This is a genomic window from Rhodoblastus sp. 17X3 (genome assembly GCF_030056575.1).
Lineage (GTDB): Bacteria > Pseudomonadota > Alphaproteobacteria > Rhizobiales > Beijerinckiaceae > Rhodoblastus.
Map to the genome: position 1 here is coordinate 1 of NZ_JASHHX010000003.1, position 19,349 is coordinate 19,349.

Here is a 19,349-nt window from a genome sequence, read left to right on the forward strand (position 1 = left end):
TTACGTCAGCCTTGCCATCGCCATTGAAGTCGGCGACCCCGGCGACGCTCCAGGAAGCGTCGAGGTTAACCGCCGCGCCCTGGTAGGTGATTGGCTGAGCGGACGCGATTTGCGAACCGATCATGGTCCAGTCGTAGAGCGCGCCATTGGTGTTGCGCCAAAGAACGTCAGCCTTGCCATCGCCATTGAAGTCGCCAACCCCGGCGACGCTCCAGGAAGCGTCGAGGTTAACCGCCGCGCCTTGGTAGGTGATTGGTTGAGCGGACCCGATTTGCGAACCGTTCATGGCCCAGTCGTAGAGCGCGCCGTTGGTGTTGCGCCAAAGTACGTCAGCCTTGCCATCGCCATTGAAGTCGGCGACCCCGGCGACGCCCCAGGAAGCGGCGAGGTTAACCGCCGCGCCCTGGTAGGTGATTGGCTGAGCGGACGCGATTTGCGAACCGTTCATGGCCCAGTCGTAGAGCGCGCCGTTGGTGTTGCGCCAAAGTACGTCAGTCTTGCCATCGCCATTGAAGTCGGCGACCCCGGTGACGCTCGGCGGCGTAGCGACGATGACTTGCGCAGTCGTCGTACCCCACCAGGCGTTCAAACCGGAGCCGGTTGGAATATTAACCAGATTCGGGTCGTTGCTGACATATTCGTTGGAGATCCAGAACCCGTCCGGATTGTTCGGATCCGCGACCGCTGACGAATAGGTTCCCCAGCGCTGCAGGCCGGTCGCGGTCGCCGACGATTCGAAAAAAGACGTGCTGGCCTGATACAGCGTCGGCGCGCCGAAGGTCAGGTCCGGCCCGGCGACCACGTAATAGTCACTCGGAAACGTCGTTCTCGACGAGGCGGTGAAATTGATCAGCACATCGCCGGCGGCATTGACGGCGATGGAAGGATTGAAGATCGCCACGCTTGCGCCAAGCCCGGTCGATGAGCCGGTGATTTCGCCATGCCCGGCAAGCACCGGCGACGAGGGATTGCTGACGTCATATCGAAACCATTCTACGGCCGGTTGCGACGTGGGCGAAGGCTGCACTTCGCTGACGCCGAAGACGTAATTCTTTCCGTTGATTGTGCCATAGGCCAGGCTTTGGATGCGCGAGTCCAGCGCGTCGATTTGCAGCGCCGTCCCATTCTGCGACGCGGCGAAATTATTGCCGTTGTTGCCCACATTGGCGTTGCCGGGGAAAAGGGTCTGAACGGCGCTGTAGCCATGGGTGGCGTCAAAGGTTTGATAGGTTAGCACCACCTGCGAGCCGGTCGAATAGGCGCCGAAATAGTATGTCGTGTAGGTCAATCCCGAGAAGCCGGTGACCGGGCGCATGATGCCGTCGGCGCCAGGATCGACGTTCGCCGTGAGACCATTGATCGAGCCGCCGGCAGCGACGCGGATTTCCGGGATAACCCACTGCGCCGTGGCCACCAGGCCAAGTGCATCCTGCGCCGTCGTCACATAAATATTGCCGCCGCCGACCGAAATATCCGGCGTGTCGGGGGAACTTGGGGTTCCAGCCACGTTCGGGCTGAGCGCGAGATTGGCGACAGCCCAGCCGGCGCTCGGATTCGTTGCGACGGCGAAATCAAGGGCGTAACTGCCATCGCTTTTCAACACGATCGCGCTCAACACATAATATCCCGTGGAGCTGTCATAGGCGAGACGAGCGTCATAAATCGAGGTGACGCCCGTGCTTCCGAACAAGGCGGGAGAATAGAAGCTCAAGGGCGGCGATGTGACGCCGGTGGACAAATTTGTCCATTCCAGCTCCGAGCTTTCGGCGGTGACCAAGTAGGATAGCCCGACCGCTAATGCGTTCTGCGGCGGATAATTGCCCGCGTCGGAAATGCCGTTCAAAGTTTTGTTGACAAACGACGCAACCATCGGAGGACACCCTGAAAAGAGGGGATCAGCACGTCATCGGCAGCGCGTCGCGCCACAGCGTTGACCACGCCGCGCTCGGGCTTCGTCAACGAGAGCAAAAAACGGACGCATGAGCCGAGCCCGTGCGGCAAGAAAAATCGCTGGCTTTATCCCTCTTTCTCGACCAACGCCTACGGGCGCGATCGATGACGTACAACCGAAGCTGGCGGTCCCGGACTCACGGCGAAGGTTGAAACCCGCGCCTCAGATTTTGTTCATCTTAGAATCGAATCGGGGCTCTAGTTTTTTGTTTTTACGCATTTTCTTCACGCCAACCAGTATCCACTTCGCTTGCCAAAGTTCTAATGAGTCCAACTCATAGATGAAGTGAATCCACGAACGTGCAGAACCATGCTAATCGCCCACAGGGCGATAAAAATGAGAATCGGACCTTCCAGACCCGCCACTATTCGCGACGCCTGGCTACGAACGCCCCCCACGGGGCGTTGGTGATCGCGGAAGAAATTTGCATCCAGGCCTATCCCGAGCTTAGGCATCGCAACGACCTTGACCGACATTCTCTAATTTGGCTAACGAAAGCTTATTACGCAAAGTGTTGCTATCAGGTTGAGCGATACAAGACAAATTGAGTTATTCGCTCAAATTGTTAACCGCGTTGCGAGTTGTTCCTGCACCTTAGCTCGATGATGTCCGTGGAAACAGGGCTTATACGAAGTCTTCAAAATCATGACTCGGCGGGGAATTCCCGAATCAGCGTTTGTTTGAATCAAGAGGCGAACGATCCGCTATCGACGGAGTTTCGCGGAGGCTCCTTCTCGGACGTTCTTTGAGTGTTTTGGTATTTTTTCGTGACTTCGCTGTACCCCTTTTTGTTCTGACCTATTGGATTTCCAGCGTCAGGCATTTTGCGGCGCCGCCAGCCTTGATGAACTGGGTCAGGGGCGTGAGGAGAGGCGTCAGCCCGGCCTCGCGCAGACGCTCCTGCAAGGCGGGCGAGGCTTGATTGAGGATGACCGTTCCATCCAGCGCGACGGCGTTGCAGCAGAAGGCTTCTGCGTCGGCGGCCTCCACGCGGATCCGCTTGCCTTCCGGGACGATCGCCTCGATGCGCGCGCGCGACGCCGGGTCGAAGGCGCCGGGGAAATACATCAGATATCCGCCGGGCAGGGGGCAGAGGCAGGTATCGAGATGGTAGAAGCGCGGGTCGGCGAGGGCGAGCGAAACGGCGCGCGTCGAGAAACGCGCTTCGAGAAAGGGCGCGATGTCCTCATGCGAGCGAAAGCCGTGCCCCACCCAGATCAGGTCGCGCGCCGCGTCATGGAGCGCGTCTCCAGCTCCCTCGAAATGGAGGTCGTCTGGCGGGTCGATGACGTCGAAGCCGCGCGCCGCGAAAAAGGCGCGAAAGAAAGGCTCCTCGCCGCGCCGCTCCGGGCAGCGGAAACGGCTGACGACCACTTGGCGGTCGATGGCAAATCCGGCGTTGGCGGTGAAGACGAGATCGGGCAGGGCCGGCTGGGGCGCCAGCACGGCGACCTCGGCGAGCGGCTCGATCAGGGCCTTGAGGGCGAGCCATTGTTTGCGGGCTTCGGAGGGATCCGTGCGGGCGGTTTGCCCTTCCATCCACGGATTGATGACATAGGCGACGCCGAAATGGTCCGGCGGGCACATCAATATGGTCTTGCGGCGCGGATTTTCGTCCAAGGCGGGGCCTCCCGTGGCGGCGCCGACACCATAGAGGCGAAAGGCTTCCCCGGCGAGGGGGAGCCCGGCGGATAAAATCCGCCGGGCCCGGCTTCAGGCTGCTTGCGAGGCGGCGGGAGGAGCCTGACGGATCAGGCAATCGAAGGCCGACAGCGCTGCGGTGGCGCCGTCGCCCATGGCGATGACGATCTGCTTGTAGGGCGAGATGGTCGCGTCGCCGGCCGCGAACACGCCATGAGCCGAGGTCTCGCCGCGGCGGTCGATCTCGATCTCGCCGCGCGGGCTGAGCTTGATTGCGCCCTTCAGCCATTCCGTATTGGGCAGGAGGCCGATCTGGACGAACACGCCTTCGAGGTCGACGCGATGCGTCGTGTCGTTCGTCCGGTCGTTGTAAGAGAGGGCGGTCACCTTGTCGCCGTCGCCATGCACCTCAGTTGTCAGCGCCGAGACGATGATCCGGACATTGGGCAGGGAGCGCAGCTTGTCCTGCAGCACGGCGTCGGCGCGCAGCTGGCTGTCGAACTCGATCAGCGTCACATGGGCGACGATGCCGGCGAGGTCGATCGCCGCCTCGACGCCGGAATTGCCGCCGCCAATCACCGCGACGCGCTTGCCCTTGAACAGCGGGCCGTCGCAATGCGGGCAATAGGCCACGCCCTTGTTGCGATATTGGTCCTCGCCGGGCACGTTCATCTGCCGCCAGCGGGCGCCGGTGGAGAGGACGACCGTGCGCGCGGAAAGCGTCACGCCGCTGGCCAGCCGCACCTGCGCCAGTCCATTGGGCTGCGAAGCGGGGATCAGCTCCACCGCAGTCTGCAGGTTCATGATGTCGACGTCATATTCCTTGACGTGCTGCTCCAGCGCGGCGGCCATTTTCGGGCCTTCGGTATGCTTGACGGAGATGAAATTTTCGATGGCCATCGTGTCCAGCACCTGGCCGCCGAAACGCTCGGCCACGACGCCGGTGTTGATGCCCTTGCGGGCCGCATAGATCGCGGCCGCCGCGCCGGCCGGGCCGCCGCCGACGACGAGCACGTCGAAGGGGGGCTTGTCCTTCAGCTTTTCGGCGGCGCGCACGGAGGCGCCCGTGTCGATCTTGGCCAGCAGCTGCTCCAGCCCCAGGCGGCCCTGCGCGAATAATTCGCCGTTCAGAAAGACGGCGGGCACGGCCATGACCTTGCGCGCCTCGACCTCATCCTGGAACAGGGCGCCGTCGATGGCGATATGGTGGATGCGCGGATTGATCACGCTCATCAGGTTCAGCGCCTGCACCACGTCCGGGCAGTTCTGGCAGGAGAGCGAGAAATAGGTCTCGAAATGATATTCGCCTTCGATCGCCTCGATTTGCTTGATGGTCTCGGCGGATTCCTTGGGCGGATTGCCGCCGACTTGCAGCAGGGCCAGGATCAGCGACGTGAATTCATGGCCCATCGGCAGGCCGGCGAAGCTCACGCTGACGTCCGTGCCCGCGCGCTCGATGGCGAAGGAGGGCTTGCGCGCGTCGGTCCCGTTTCGCGTCAGTGTGATCTTGGGCGATTGCGCGGCGATATCTTCCAGCAGGGCCAGCATCTCGCGCGACTTTTCTCCGTCGTCGAGCGAGGCGACCAGTTGGATCGGGTGGACGATGCGTTCGAAATAGGTTTGCAGCTGCGTCTTGATGGCGGCGTCCAGCATGGCGAAAGGGCTCCGGTTAAGAGGGAGGAAAAGCGCCCGAGGAGGGGCCGCTCCGAAGGGGTGGCCCCGGGCCGAAGGTCCGGGGCCTTGCCGCCGCAGAGGGCTTTGGGCGGGATTAAATCTTGCCGACGAGGTCGAGCGACGGGGCGAGGGTCTTCTCGCCTTCCTTCCACTTGGCCGGGCAGACTTCGCCCGGGTGGCTGGCGACATATTGCACGGCCTTGATCTTGCGCAGGAGTTCGAGAGCGTCGCGGCCGACGCCGCCGGCGCTGACTTCGACGGTCTGGATCTTGCCGGCCGGATCGATGATGAAGGTGCCGCGATCGGCGAGGCCGGCCTCTTCGATCAGGACTTCAAAATTGCGCGAAATCGCATGGGTCGGGTCGCCAACCATGGTGTATTCGATCTTGCCGATGGCCGGCGAGGTGTCATGCCAGGCCTTGTGGCAGAAATGGGTGTCGGTCGAGACGGCGTAGATTTCGACGCCGAGCTTCTGGAAGGCGGCGTAATTTTCGGCGAGGTCTTCGAGTTCGGTCGGGCAGACGAAGGTGAAGTCGGCCGGATAGAAGAACACCACCGACCACTTGCCCTTGAGATCGGCTTCGGTGACCGGGATGAATTTGCCCTGCTTCAACGCCGTGGCGGCGAAGGGCTTGATCTCGGTATTGATGAGCGACATTTTTTTCTCCGGTGTAAGACCCGCCGGTCCGTTATTGCGGCGCGTCAATTCCTCGACGAACGGAACCTAGACGGCTCGTTTGATCGAGTAAAATTCAAAAAATAATTTTTATTGATCTGTTTTTCCGATTAATGTCGGTTCCATGAAACCGCTTCCCACTCTTCGCCAATTGCGTTTCCTGGTCGCTGTGGTCGAGCGCCGCCATTTCGGCGCGGCGGCGGAAGACTGCCTCGTCAGCCAGTCGGCGCTTAGCGCCGCGATCCAGGAGCTCGAGGAGCTGCTTGGCGTCAAGCTGCTGGAGCGCACCAAGCGCGTCGTCATTCCGACCGCCGTGGGGCTCGATCTCGCCGAGCGCGCGAAAAACCTGTTGCGCGGGGCCGAGGAGCTGGTTGAGGCGGCGCAGGACGCGCGCGATCCGCTCTCCGGCGCGCTGCAGCTGGGCGTGATCCCGACCATCGGGCCATTCCTGATCCCGCGCATCATGCCGGTTTTGCGCGAGGCCTTCCCGAAACTGAAGATCTACATCCGCGAGGAGCAGTCGGCGCCCATTCTGACCCGGCTCGAAAGCGGGCAGGCCGACGCCGCGATCATCGCGCTGCCTTATCCATGCGACGGGCTGGAAACGATGGAGCTGGCGCGCGACCGATTCTATGTGGTGTTCCCGCCGGATCATCGCCTCGCGGGGCGCAAGAAAATCCGCCCGCAGGACATGGCGGCGGAGGACCTGCTGCTGCTGGAGGACGGCCATTGCCTGCGCGAACACGCACTCGCCGCCTGTTCGCTGGAAGGCGCGCGGCGCAACAGCGGCTTCCAGGGCACCAGTCTGCATACTCTTGTGCAGATGGCCGCCAATGGCCTTGGCGTGACCCTCGTGCCGGAAATGGCGATCGACGCCGGCATTCTGCGCGGGCTGAACCTCGTAGCCGCGCCGCTGGTGGATGACAGCCCCCCGCGCATCATCGCGCTGGCCTGGCGCCTTTCATCGAGCCGCAAGGCGATGTTCAGGCAATTGGGCGAGGTGCTGAGCGGGGCGTTGAGGGTGAAGGAGGCAGGCGAGATCGCCCCCGTGCTGGTTGCGCCATGAAAACAGGAGCGCCGTAAGCCTCTTCTCGAATTTCCGGAGCGTTTGGCTCGATTTAACCGAGGAAGCGGGCGTCGCAAAGGCCCAGCTGGCACGCGCCATGGTCAGGGACGCCGGACTAGGAAACAAAGGAATTCGCAGTCGGCGACCACAACCTCTCACAACCGTTTGTTAACCAAAAAAATGTTCAATTCATATTGCGTAAACTAGACAATAGCGTAAACGCGACCGCCGTCTTGAAATTGCCATAAACTTATTTTTCGCGAATGGACCGGAAATGAAAAAGTCTCGTTTTCCCCTCGTGTTTGCGGTCGCGCTCGCCCAGATCTGCAGCCCTTTGGTCGCTACGTTCGCCTGGGCCGATCCGACTCTCATTATTGACAATAACCGCACGGACAAGGCGACCGTGCCGGTGTGGGTCGTGTTCTTCGGCAATAATATAAGCGCAACGAATATCGGCGCCGCGACCCCCATCGTGGCGGGGGTCAGCTACCGCCTTTCCGACCTCGCCAGCGGCGTGGATATCCAAAACATCGTGTCAGGCCATGTTTATGTTTCTATCGGCCAAACAATGGGCGGCACCGTAGCGCAACCCATTACCATTAATGATATCGCCTTCGCGGCTCCGACCAGCACGTATTTCACGATGCGGCTGGATAAAATGGAACTCACCTATAATGCCCCGGCGGGCGCAACAGCCGGAAACGGCGCCGCCAATCTGACAACGGCCGATTACTTTGGCATCCCTATGCAGTTGCAGACGACGGGAGGCTTAAATCCTGCGAAAAAAACCTGGAACTACGCCGCGCTCGGCATCAACACGGCCACGGTGTTCGCGAACCTCGGCAAACTCGAAGGCTACAAGACCGACACAGTAAATGACACTATGGGCGCCATCGTCACCGGCGGCACATATGGCGTCGACGTCAGCCCGAATTTGAAGGGGGTGGTTCGCATCATCTCGCCAAGCACCACCAATAGCAACGCTGCCGGGGACTCGTATTTCCCAAGCTTCGTCCCCTACCTGACCTATATCCAGACGAACGCAATCCACACCGACATCGAGGGCTATAACCTATCCCAATACCATACGGGATCCTGGGCCTATAAAATGGAATCCTATATCGCGACGGCCGCGGCGTCGAGCAACGGCCAGACGATCAGCGCCGGCGATCTTGTGATGACCGGCACGGTGAACGGCTTGAATACGACCATCGTGGTTAAAAAGGCGGACCTGACCTCATACAAAGTCTATGGCGCCAATTCCAATTGGGAAACCAACATACCAGTCGATAGAGACCCGACGAAAAAAGACCCATATTTAGACATCCTCAACGAGGTGGTTGCCGACTATTTGTCCGGACTGAACTTCGGCTTCATCGGCAGTAAAGTGGCTAATAGAAACAATAGCGGATCGACGATTGGCGATTCGCCATCCTATACATGGTATGGCAATACTCAAACCGGACAGGGCGCGAAACTGACTGTTGCCGACGCCTTTGCCGCCGCGGCGCCGGGCCTCGGCTTTTACAACCAATACGCCGCATATCTGAATGGCGGCAACGGCACCGTGGTGACGGACGCCTATGGCTTTGCCTACACGGACCGGATCTCGAATACTTTGGTGGGTCTCGACGCAAACACGACCGTCACCTTGACCATCATGGACGACGGGGTCCTCACGCCCATTCCCAGCGCCTGGGTCATCACGGTCTTGACAGCAAACACGGCCACATATCCGAACTTGCTCGTCGGGCCGACCGCCTCCTCGATGCTCACGGTCACCGGCGGCGGAACGGCGATTCTGTCCGGGCAAAACACCTATTCTGGCGGCACGACGATCAACGACGGCACGACCGTCCTGGTCACGAACTCGAACCCGGGAGTCTCGTCCTCGATCGGTACGGGCAGCCTCACGCTGGACTCGGGAATCGTGAAGGCCGGCGCCGACAATCTCACCTTCAGCAACCCCGTGACGCTGACCATCCGCGGCGGGCTCTTCGACACGAACGGCGATACGCTGACCTGGAGCGGCGCGATCTCAGGCGATGGCGCCCTGGTCAAGGGCGGGGCCGGGACCCTGATCCTGACTGGCGCGAACACTTATGCGGCCGGCACGTTCCTCGCGGCCGGCACGCTCGGAGTCGGCTCGAGCGGCGCGCTCGGCACGGGCCCTCTATTCATGGCGTCCGGCACGACACTGCAATTCGAGGCGAGCTGGCTCAACATCGCGAACGGGATCTACCTGGATGCCGATCCGAACTTCGACACGGGATCGAACACGGACGCAATCTCGGGCGTCATCCAGGGCCCGGGCTCGCTCAACAAGATCGGCTCGGGAACGCTTATACTGTCCGGAGCGAACACCTATACGGGCGCAACCGACGTTCAGGCCGGGACGCTCGCCGTAACCGGCTCGCTCGCCTCGACCGTCACGGTGGAATCGGGCGCAGCCCTTGGCGGATCGGGGACAATCGGCGGGCTCATCGCCAACAGCGGGGCGATCATCGCACCCGGCGTGCTCACGCCTTATACGACATTCACGGTCGCCGGCGCAGCCTCCTTCGCGGCCGGCTCGTTCTTGGCGGTCAAAGTCGGCTCCGCTGGCCAGAACGACAAGCTCGTCACCACGGGATCGACGACGATTTCCGGCGGAACAGTCGCGGTCGCCCTCGCGAGCAGCAGTTTTTCGCCCACGACGCGCTACGCGATCCTCACCGCGGAAGGAGGCGTCTCCGGGACCTTCTCCTCGGTTTCGACCACCGCGAGCTTCGCCTTCATCGACCCGAAGCTGAGCTACGACGCCAACGACGTCTATCTGGCTTTCGCGGTCAAACCGTTTGCCTCGGCGGCGCAGACGGTCAACCAGTTCAACACGGCGACCGCGTTGCAGGCGCAGCCGGTCGGCTCGCCGCTCTATAACGCCCTCATTGGAATGACGCCGGCCGCCGCGCGCCAGGCGTTCGGCCCGCTGTCGGGCGAGATCCACGCCAGCGCCCTTGCCTCGGCGCTTGACGACACCCACTTGCCGCGCGAAGCCGTGCTCGACCGGCTTGCCAGCCCTTATGGCGCGCTGTCCGCCAATCCCTTCATGGCTACCGCCAATCTCAAGCTCGGGGACATGACCCATGTCTGGACGACCTGGGGCCAGGGATTCGCATCGAGCAGCCACAGATCCGGCGACGGCAACGCCGCTTATATCAACAACGGCCTGGGCGGCTTCATCTTCGGCGCCGACGAGACAATCGACAGCGTCTATCGCCTCGGCGTCGCGACCAGCTACACCCATTCGTCCCTCAGCGATCCGCAGCGCAGCGCAAGCGGACGCATCGACAGCACGTCAATCGGCCTTTACGGCGGTATGAGCCAGCAGGCGCTGCAATTGCGTGGCGGCGGCTTCTACACCTTTAATCGCTTCAACACCAATGCCGCCTTCGCCGAATTGTTCTCGAACGATAGCGTGGGTTATAACGGACAGACCCTGCAAGCCTTCGGCGAGGTCGGCTGGCGGATTGCGCTACCCGAAGGCTATGGCCATGCGAGCTGGGTCGAACCCTTTGCCGGATTGCTCGGCGTGCAGGTTCATTCGGACAGCTTTTCGGAAACCGGGCAGGCGGCGGCGCTCCGGGGCGCGGCGGACGATTTCGGCTATGGCGCCTCGACGCTCGGCGCGCGCGCGGAGACGACTGTGTTCGATGGGCTTACCCTGCGCGGCACATTGGGCTGGCGTTATGTGTTCGGCGCCCTGAACCCCGCCGCAATTGTGGCTTTCGCCAACGCGCCGATGACGCAATTCACGGTCTATGGCGCGCGGATCGCGCGTAGCGCCCTCGCCACAGAACTTGGCGTCGACTGGCAGTTCGCCCGCTCCATGGTGCTGGGCCTGTCCTACTCCTCATTGATCGGCGGGGGCGCCAATGACAACGCCGTGAAGGGAAAGTTCGAAATGGCCTTCTGAATTTTGATGAAACCCCATCAAAGGCCGTGATGAAATAGCTATTCATAACGGCCTTTGACTTGAGGAAAATTTTCCGAATCGTCTGGCCCCGAGGTTGAGTGCGATAAAATCCTGCTCCGAAGGAGAGCAAGGTTGAGAAGGAGGACCGTCGATCCGAAGTGGATCATCATGCTTTTCGCCGGATTGCGGGTGCTTGGGTAGTTACGGTGATGGGGTGAACAGGGCCCCGCAGGGGCATCGATGCGCCCAGATGGCCGTCGTTGCAAACATCCATCGAATGGAGCGCCGTCCATGGGCGAGTCGATCAGGAATCTGTCGTCGGTCACGCAGGTTGGTCTGGATCTCGCCAAGAATGTTTTTCAGGTTCACGCCATTGACGCGCAAGGCGCTGTCATCGTCGCCAAATCGGTCCGGCGCGGCCAATTGCCGGCTTTTTTCTCGTCGCTTCGTCAATGCCTCATCGGCATGGAGGCCTGTAGCTCGGCGCATCATTGGGCGCGCTCGGCCATGCGCAAGTAGCGGTCGCCCATTGTGGTGATGCGGCCCAGCCAATCCTTGCTGCCGCTTGACCTTTGGCGCGGTGTCCGCATCCGTTTCATCTACCCGCGGCTTACGTCCCCATATTCTCCTTCACCGTCTCGATCAGCTGTTTCAGGGTGAAGGGCTTGGGCATGAAACCAAAATCCTCGCCTTCGGGCAGGTTCTTGGCGAAGGCGTCCTCGGCATAGCCCGAGACGAAGACCACGCGGCATTTGACGCCACGCTTGCGCAATTCGCCGAACATGGTCGGGCCGTCCATTTCCGGCATGACCACGTCTGAAACGACGAGATCAATGCTGTCCTGCGCCTGATCGACCACGCGCAGGGCGTCGGCGCCGTTTTCCGCCTCGAGCACGGTATAGCCGCGCGAGGTCAGCGCGCGGGCGCCGAAGGCGCGCACCGCTTCCTCGTCCTCGACCAGCAGCACCACGCCGCGCCCGGTATGGTCGGCGGAGCCCTTCTTCTCTTCCTCGACCTTGGGCGCCTCCACCGGCGCCTCGACCGGGATATGGCGGGTCAGGAAGATGCGGAAGGTGGTGCCGCGCCCGACCTGCGAATCGCAGAAGATGAAGCCGCCGGTCTGCTTGACGATGCCATAGACCATCGACAGGCCTAGGCCGGTGCCCTTGCCGAATTCCTTGGTGGTGAAGAACGGGTCGAAGATCTTGTCGCGAATGTCGGCGGGAATGCCTGTGCCGGTGTCCTCGACCTCCACCGCCACGTAATCGGCGGGGGGCAGCAGCTTCTCGCCATAGGCTGCGCATTCGGACGCCGCCACATTCTTGGTGCGCAGGAAGATCTTGCCGCCGTCCGGCATGGCGTCGCGGGCGTTGACGATCAGATTGACGACGACCTGCTCGAACTGGTTGAGATCGGCCTTGACCAGCCAGAGATCGCGGCCCTGACGCAGATCGACCTCGATCTTCTCTCCGACGAGACGGCGCGTCAGCATCTGCAATTCGGACAGGACGTCGCCAAGCTGGAGCACTTGCGGGCGAAGAGTCTGCCGGCGCGAGAAGGCCAAAAGCTGGCGCACGAGGCCCGCCGCGCGATTGGCGTTCTGCTTGATCTGCATGATGTCCTGAAAGGACGGATCGGTCGGGCGGTGATTGGCCAGCAGAAGTTCGGAATAGCCGATGATCGCGGTCAGGACATTGTTGAAGTCATGGGCGATGCCGCCCGCGAGCTGCCCCACCGCCTGCATCTTCTGCGACTGGTGCAGCTGCTCCTCGCGGTTGCGCTCTTCGGTCGTGTCGAGGGCGAAGACCACGGCGCCGCGCTGGTTGGCCTCGTCATTGGGGTTGACGAACAGCCGCGCCGAGCGGGGGGAGTTTTGCAGCGCGGCGTCAATGGGATCGTTGCTTTCGCTGCCGCTGGCCGCCGCCGCGATGGCCGCCAGCAGCGCCTCGCGGTGCGGCTCGGCGATGCCGTTGGCGATCAGCCTCTTGCCGCCGGAAACGTCCTGTAGCGCGCCCGGCAGCAGTTTGGCGAAGGCGGCGTTGGAGCGCTGGATTGCGCCGTCGCGGTCCACCGTCGCGATGGCCATGGGCGTGGAATTGAAGAATCGCGCAAAGCGCACCTCGGCCGCGCGCGCCTCCTCGGCGGGCTCCTCGCCGGGCGCGCGGTTGAGCGCCAGCGTGCGCGAGGCGCCGGGCAGGCCGTCATGGCCATAGGCGACGCGGTGCAGCAGGCGCACGGGCAGGCGCAGCCCGTCGCGGCGGCGCAGGTCGAGGTCGATCTGCTCGGTGCGCACAGCGGAGGGCGGCCCCTTGCCGGGGTCCAGCAGGGCGGCGGCGTCGCCGGCGACGATGTCGCGCAAGGCGAGGCCGCCCGAGCCGACCTGGGCGAGGTCGAAGTCGAGCCAGCCCGCCAGCGTGGCGTTCATATAGGAGATGTTGCCGTTGGGGTCGGTCGAGAAAAAGCCGGCGGGGGCGTGATCGAGGAAGTCGATCGCGTGCTGCAGCTCCTGGAAGATGTTCTCGTGGCGCTCGCGCTCGCGGGTGACGTCCGAAATGGTCCACAGGGCCGCCGGCGGGCCGGACGCGCGGTCGATGGGCCGGACGCGGATGCGATACCAGCCGAATTCGCCTTCGCCGAGCAGGGGCGGCGTGAGGCGCAATTCCTCGGCGCCGCGCTTGCCTTCGCGCGCCGCCTGGGCGAGCCGGTAGAGCGGCTCCGCCACTTCCGGCGCGCCGGAAAACAGCCGGTCAACAGTGCGCAGGCCCGGGCCATCGGCCGCCCCGGACAAAGCCATATAGGTCTCGTTGGCGTAGATGATCCGGCTTTCGCCCTCGGTCACGAGGAGGCCGTCGGGGCTTGAATCCGCGATGATCTTGGTGACGTCGTTGCGCGATTGCGCCCCGGCGATCTGCAGGAAGCCGACCGCATAGGCGAGCAGGGCGGAAATGCCGATGAAGGCGAGAAAGGCCAGCAGCGCCAGGATGAGCCGCGTCGCGTGTTCGTGCGGCAGAAAGGAAAAGCCCGCCATGACCGCGACCAGCGCCACGGCGAGCAGCAGCACCATGCCGGGGCTTCCCGCGCGCTCCGAACGGTCGACGCTGGAATGGGGATTTGTCTGGCTCATGTAATCCTGTGCAACAACCGCGTCCGGCGCCCGCGAATTTTTCGCGATTGAGGACAATCCGCAATCCGGCGATCCTTCGCCGGGCGGCGGCCCTGGGGAAGGCGCGCCGCTCCCGACCTTATGCGCCGATAATCTGAAGGATTCGTGGTTGGGTTGAAAGGAGAATGTCGCAGCCCAAGGCGCGAACATCATGGCGATTAACCAAATTTTAACCTTTCTTGCGCAGCGGCGCGGCCCCTGCGATATAGATGCATGTGAATTGGTCGGAGTTTCAGGAGTAGGCGGCGGCCATGCCGACATTTTTTCAAGACAATCGCATGCTGGCCTGGATTTTGGCGGGCGTCGCATTCCTCGTTGCGTTCGTTCTGATCCTCAAGATCGTGGAGATCGTGGTCGATCTGCGCCGGCGCCTGCCGGGTGGGTCGCGTTCGCGCCAATTGCGGCTCGGCTTCGTCGAATCCTTCGATCTTGATGGCGAGCGCCAGTTGCTGCTGGTGCGCCGCGACAATCTCGAACATCTGCTGATGATCGGCGGCCCGAACGACGTTCTGGTCGAGTCGGGCATCGTCCGGGTCGAGCCGCGCGAGGCGCGTCAGCCGCGCGTCGCCGAGGCCGCCGGAGGCGTCGCGGCTCCGCCAGCGCCGCCGCCCACGATCCCGCATCATGCGGCGCCGGTCGAGCCGCCGCCGCCCGCCGAGCCGGTCGTTTCCGCACCATCGCCCGCGCCGTCTTTTGCGCCCTTGCCACCGCATCTGGCCCCTTCGCCGGCGCCGTCGCTGCCGCCGCATCCGCTGCTCGATCCGGCGCTTTCCATGCCGCGCGCTCCGGAGCCGGAGACCCCGCCGGCTCCCGCGCCCGAATTCGTCGCCGAGCTGGAGCCCGCCCCTCCGCCAGCGCCGGAGCCTGCGCCCCCGCCGCTGGCGCCCTTCGTTCCGCCCGCGCCGGCTCCCGCGCCCATCCCGTCGCAGCCCGAGCGTCCGCCGTCGCGTTTCCCTCTTCCGCCGCGCGTCGGCCCCTCGCGGCCGCCGTCCTTCACGCCGGCCCCGCGCTTCACGCCGCCGAATCCGGCGGGCGGCGAACCGGGCGGGAAGCCGCGCTTTGTCATGCCGCCGCTGGCCCGTCGCGCTCCGCCGCCTCCGCCGTCAGATCTGCCGCCGTCCGAGACGGCCTCCTCGGCGCCGCCTGCGGCAACGCCGGGCGCGCCGCCGCCTTCTTCGCCTCTGGCCAATATGCCGCCGCTTCCGCCCTTGCCGCCCTTCACTCCGCCGTCGTCTCCCGTGGACGTCAAGCCGGAGCGTGAGCCGGAGGCTTACGTGGACTCCGCTGCCGAAGCCAAACCGGAATCGAAGACCGATCTGGACTTCGAGCCGCTCGACTCGCTCGAAGAGGAAATGGCCAAGCTGCTGGGCCGTCCGCTGAAAAAATAATCAGGCCTGTTATTGAGAAAAACGGCGCGAGAAGGCGCCAGAAGCCATCCGCGCCGCAATTCTTTGGGGCGCCCGGCGATAAGGTCCGGGCGCAACAAAAAAGCCGCGCTCCTGTGGAAGCGCGGCTTTGGGCTCGAACCGGAGTCCGGGCGATTTCAATCGTCGCGATAGACGCGTTCGCGACGTTCGTGGCGTTCCTGCGCTTCGATCGACAGGGTCGCGATCGGGCGGGCGTCGAGACGTTTCAGCGAAATCTGGTCGCCGGTTTCCTCGCAATAGCCATAGGTGCCGTCGTCGATCCGGCCGATGGCGGCGTCGATCTTCGAGATCAGCTTGCGCTGGCGGTCGCGGGCCCGCAATTCGATGGCGCGGTCCGTTTCCGACGAGGCGCGGTCGGCGATGTCGGCGTGATTCTCGCTTTCGGCCTGGAGGGCAGCGAGGGTTTCGCGCGCCTCCTGAAGGATTTCATCTTTCCAGTTCAATAATTTACGGCGGAAATATTCTCTCTGCCGCTCGTTCATGAACGGTTCGTCGTCAGTCGGGCGGTATGTGTCCGTTTCATTGGCCGGGGCCATGAGTTCAAATCTCCCCAACGAATTGCGCGGCCTATATATAGCGCGGCGCAGAACTCCACAATCCGGCGTTTGAGAATCCCTGAAAATAGAGCGGAGGCCTCCAAACGGCGGGGCAGGACGGGCTTGGCCGCCTTGGCCCGGTGGCCGGCGCAGCCTTTGAGCCGGTCAAAGCTCCACGATGCGCGAAGCGGTCTCGGCCTCGCGCCGGAAGGGCTCCAGCCGCATGGCCGAGCTGGCGCCTGACGCGATGAGGATCGACAGGCGGCAGGGCGGCAGATCGTCGCCGCGGCGCAGGCTGGCCGTCCAGCAGGCGTCGGCGCCGGAATCCAGCGAGTCCGAGGCGTTCGGGCGCGGTTTCGCCAGCGTCGAAGCCACAGGCCTTTCGGCGACCGTTCCAACGAGCAGGCGGAGCAGGGTGGCGACAAAAGGATCGCTCGCGCTGGCGGCGCCCGGGGTACGGAACCATCGTCTTTTTTTCATTTTTTTTCCTTCTGGTTCGGGCGGCAGGCGGAGTGTGTAAACTTTTCAATAAGAACAATTAATTTACAGTTATTCATGTTAATCATAGGAAATGAAATGTAAAGATTTCATTCGTAATTTCCGGCGCGCTTCGCTAGAATTTTATCGGAACTGTGGATGTTTTCTGTATGTTCCGGACTGCCCGCTTGCAATCCGCGAACGGCCCGTTTGACGGCAAGGATGTCAGCATGAGCGCGACTTTCGAACAGAATGCGGAGTTCCTCGCCTTGGCGGCGCGCGAGGCGCGCGACGAGACGCGGCGCCTGCTGTCGCGGCTTGAGATCGTCATCGCGGGCCTTTCCGCCAAGGACCCCGCGGCGGGGCTGGAGTTGCGCCGGTCGACCGTCGAGTTCCTGGCTGCGGCGGGCGACGGCCAGGCGCGGCGAGGCGAGACTTATCTGTCGGTGGTGGGGCGCCCGCCGAGCGAACGCGCCAGTGAAATCGAGCCGATGATCGTCGAAATGCTCGAAGGCGAGCCGGGCGGCATGCATGTCGACGCCATTTTCGAGCTTTTGATCGAAATGGGCTTCGAAATTACAAAGGGCAATCTCTCTGTAAAATTACACCGCATGCTCAAGGCGGGGCGGCTGGTTTCAACCGCACGGGGTTTTTATGCGCTCTCGACCATGGAGCGCGCGCGCCGCCAGGCGGTGTGAGGCGCCGGCTTTCTTTCCGTTCTGGCGCGAAGAGCGCAGGATGCGTCCAAATCTCCGGAGGCCGCGCCGATGGACTTTCTTATCCCGATTGTCATTCTAGCTTTGGCCGTTCTGTTCGCCGGCCTGCGCATCGCGCGGCAATATGAGCGTTGCGTGGTGCTGCGCTTCGGCCGTTATGTCGGAACGCGCGGTCCCGGCCTGTTCTGGATCATTCCGTTGGTCGATGTCGCGATCCGGGTCGATCTGCGCGTCGTGACCACTGCAGTTGCGGGGCAGGAGGCGATCAGCCGCGACAATGTGCCGATCAAGATCGACGCGGTGATCTGGCGGCGCATCGTCAAGGCCGAGCTATCGGTATTCGAAGTCCGCAATGTCGAGGACGCGGTGACCCAGGTGGCGATCACCACCTTGCGCGACGTGATCGGCCGGCACACGCTCGACGATATTCTCAAGGAGCAATCGGCTCTGGCGGGCGTGCTGCAGAACGCCATCGACACCGTCACCGAACCGTGGGGCGTCAAAGTCGAGCGCGTCGCGATGAAGAGCGTCGAAATTCCGCCGACCATGCAGCGCGCCATGGCTCAGGAGGCCGAAGCCTTGCGCGAGAAGCGCGCGCGCCTCATCAAGGCCGAGGCGGAAACGGAAGCTGCGGAAAAACTGCGTCAGGCCGCAGAGCAGATGATGACCTCGCCCGCTGCGCTCGAACTGCGCCGCATGCAGATGCTGACCGAAGTCGGCGCCGAACAGAACTCCATGACGATCGTGATGATGCCGAGCGAATTCGTCGAAGCCGCCCGGGCTTTCGCCAAAAAGGCCGGCGGGTAATCATCGGCCCTGGGGCTTCACTTCGGGCGGTCAGGCGGCCCGCAAGATTGTCGCCGGCTCCGCGTGCGGAATGCTGTGTTCGCGCATGTAGGCAAGCTCCGCGGGCGTTGCGAAATTGCGATCCCAGTTGTCGAGATATGGCTGCATGATCCGCCTGTAAAGCGGGGGGATCATCGCCATCGTCGTAAGCGCGCTATAGGCATAGGGCAGATTGGGCGCGCCCGGCGACACTTTCAGATCGGCGCAGTGACGCATTGGATGAAGATGGTGGTCGCTGTGGCGGTTCACGTTATAGGTCGCGGCAGAACTTATCGCGCCATACACGTCCCAGCTGATGCGCTCGTCGATGCGTTCGCTCTCCAGACGGAATAGTCCGTAATGCTGGATATAGGTGATGCCCTCGAAGGTCAGGTGAGCATAGCCGGCGGCGGCCAGAAATGCGGCTACGGAGGGCAGCCCGCCGATCGCGAAGGCGACGGCGACATAGAAGACCGGAATCGCCCAGGCCGTGAGGAACCTGTTCCTGACGGAGAGCCAGCGGAGGCCGCGGCGTTTCAGTCGCGCGGCCTCCGCCTTTGCGGCGAATTCGTTGATTTCAACGAAGCTGCGTCGCGTGAAGGCGTAAAGGCTTTCGCCGCGCCTTGCGGTTCCCGGGTCGTGCGGGAGGCCGGCCAGGCGATGATGGCAGTACGGATGATGGAGGGCGTGGGCCGGGTCCAGCGCCAGCGCGTTCATCCATCTGGAAACCGACAGATCGAGCTTCGAATGAATGCGGTGGGATAATTCGTGGGCGTTGCTTTGGCCGAGGACCCACATGAGGCTGACGGCGACGATGGCGACGGCTTTGTCAAAGACGGAACTGGACGCCCGCGCGACGTCGAGGCCGATTCCGAAATGTTTCAGCCCTGCGACGATGTGGAGCGGATCGCCGTCCGTGAAATAATGGACCAGCAGCAGGCCGTTTGCGAGCATGAGCGGCAGTCCCGCGCGCGCAAAGAAGTCGTGCAGGGCGTGGGGCGGGTTTTCCGGCTCGTCGAGGTCGCAGGGAAGGAGGGCGTTTCCGACATTGATCGTCGCCACCACGATCAGGAATGCGATCCAGATCCAATGGCCGCCGAGCAGGAGGCCGGCGAGGATCACGAGCAGGAATAGGTTCTGCAATCCGAAGCGCAAATGGGAGATCACGGCCACGAGCGGCGAGGAAAAGCGGAAAGGTTTCGGCTGTAGCGCCTGCGTCTGAGCCACCTGGGTATTCCTTGC

Annotated in this window: 14 protein-coding genes and 1 pseudogene; 6 read left to right on the forward strand and 9 right to left on the reverse strand. The window is 62.9% G+C overall.

What is annotated here, in order from left to right; all coding sequences use genetic code 11:
• The 4 genes from QM467_RS04170 to ahpC all read right to left on the reverse strand — a co-directional run.
• The coding region (locus QM467_RS04170; RefSeq protein ID WP_283365046.1) for an FG-GAP repeat domain-containing protein at positions 1–1,444 on the reverse strand (1,444 nt) is incomplete at its 3' end.
• Between the two features lie 1,305 nt (positions 1,445–2,749).
• Complete coding sequence (locus QM467_RS04175) at positions 2,750–3,571, reverse strand: dimethylarginine dimethylaminohydrolase family protein (RefSeq protein ID WP_283365047.1); 822 nt, start codon at positions 3,569–3,571, stop codon at positions 2,750–2,752.
• Positions 3,572–3,664: 93 nt separating this feature from the next.
• Positions 3,665–5,245, reverse strand: a complete 1,581-nt coding sequence (ahpF, locus tag QM467_RS04180) for an alkyl hydroperoxide reductase subunit F (protein ID WP_283365048.1) — start codon at positions 5,243–5,245, stop codon at positions 3,665–3,667.
• Between the two features lie 115 nt (positions 5,246–5,360).
• Complete coding sequence (gene ahpC / locus QM467_RS04185; protein WP_283365049.1) at positions 5,361–5,924, reverse strand: alkyl hydroperoxide reductase subunit C; 564 nt, start codon at positions 5,922–5,924, stop codon at positions 5,361–5,363.
• A gap of 142 nt (positions 5,925–6,066) precedes the next feature.
• Between ahpC and QM467_RS04190 the strand changes: the two genes are divergently transcribed.
• From QM467_RS04190 to QM467_RS04200, 3 genes and pseudogenes are all read left to right on the forward strand, one after another.
• The gene (locus QM467_RS04190; RefSeq protein ID WP_283365050.1) at positions 6,067–7,008 is read left to right on the forward strand and encodes a hydrogen peroxide-inducible genes activator; all 942 of its coding nucleotides are present in this window, start codon (positions 6,067–6,069) and stop codon (positions 7,006–7,008) included.
• Positions 7,009–7,282: 274 nt separating this feature from the next.
• A complete protein-coding gene (locus QM467_RS04195; protein WP_283365051.1) occupies positions 7,283–10,963 on the forward strand; it encodes an autotransporter domain-containing protein in 3,681 nt (1,226 codons plus the stop codon).
• Between the two features lie 291 nt (positions 10,964–11,254).
• Positions 11,255–11,464 (forward strand): annotated as a pseudogene (locus QM467_RS04200) (IS110 family transposase); the annotation flags it as partial.
• On the opposite strand, the gene QM467_RS19865 reads toward QM467_RS04200, so the two are convergent.
• Positions 11,452–11,562, reverse strand: coding sequence for a transposase (locus QM467_RS19865; protein ID WP_446737728.1), 111 nt, complete (start codon positions 11,560–11,562; stop codon positions 11,452–11,454). The pseudogene QM467_RS04200 and the gene QM467_RS19865 sit on opposite strands and share 13 nt — an antisense overlap.
• 11 nt (positions 11,563–11,573) lie before the next feature.
• Positions 11,574–14,087 (reverse strand): cell cycle histidine kinase CckA, encoded by a 2,514-nt coding sequence (cckA, locus tag QM467_RS04205; protein WP_283365052.1) that lies wholly within the window; start codon positions 14,085–14,087, stop codon positions 11,574–11,576.
• 290 nt (positions 14,088–14,377) lie between these two features.
• Here cckA and QM467_RS04210 point away from each other — a divergent pair, with 290 nt between their 5' ends.
• The gene (locus QM467_RS04210) at positions 14,378–15,514 is read left to right on the forward strand and encodes a hypothetical protein (RefSeq protein ID WP_283365053.1); all 1,137 of its coding nucleotides are present in this window, start codon (positions 14,378–14,380) and stop codon (positions 15,512–15,514) included.
• Positions 15,515–15,669: 155 nt separating this feature from the next.
• Here QM467_RS04210 and dksA read toward each other — a convergent pair whose 3' ends face one another.
• Complete coding sequence (dksA, locus tag QM467_RS04215) at positions 15,670–16,089, reverse strand: RNA polymerase-binding protein DksA (protein WP_283365054.1); 420 nt, start codon at positions 16,087–16,089, stop codon at positions 15,670–15,672.
• A gap of 165 nt (positions 16,090–16,254) precedes the next feature.
• Complete coding sequence (locus QM467_RS04220; RefSeq protein WP_283365055.1) at positions 16,255–16,569, reverse strand: hypothetical protein; 315 nt, start codon at positions 16,567–16,569, stop codon at positions 16,255–16,257.
• Between the two features lie 227 nt (positions 16,570–16,796).
• Between QM467_RS04220 and QM467_RS04225 the strand changes: the two genes are divergently transcribed.
• Together QM467_RS04225 and QM467_RS04230 are read left to right on the forward strand one after the other, a co-directional pair.
• Positions 16,797–17,264: a hypothetical protein gene (locus QM467_RS04225; protein WP_283365056.1), complete on the forward strand. Its 468-nt coding sequence runs from the start codon at positions 16,797–16,799 to the stop codon at positions 17,262–17,264.
• 69 nt (positions 17,265–17,333) lie between these two features.
• Positions 17,334–18,089 (forward strand): SPFH domain-containing protein, encoded by a 756-nt coding sequence (locus QM467_RS04230; protein ID WP_283365057.1) that lies wholly within the window; start codon positions 17,334–17,336, stop codon positions 18,087–18,089.
• 30 nt (positions 18,090–18,119) lie between these two features.
• Here the strand turns inward: QM467_RS04230 and QM467_RS04235 are convergent, their stop codons facing one another.
• Positions 18,120–19,334 carry a fatty acid desaturase gene (locus QM467_RS04235; RefSeq protein ID WP_283365058.1) on the reverse strand — a complete coding sequence of 405 codons (1,215 nt, stop codon included), beginning with the start codon at positions 19,332–19,334 and terminating at the stop codon, positions 18,120–18,122.
• Between the last annotated feature and the right edge of the window lie 15 nt (positions 19,335–19,349).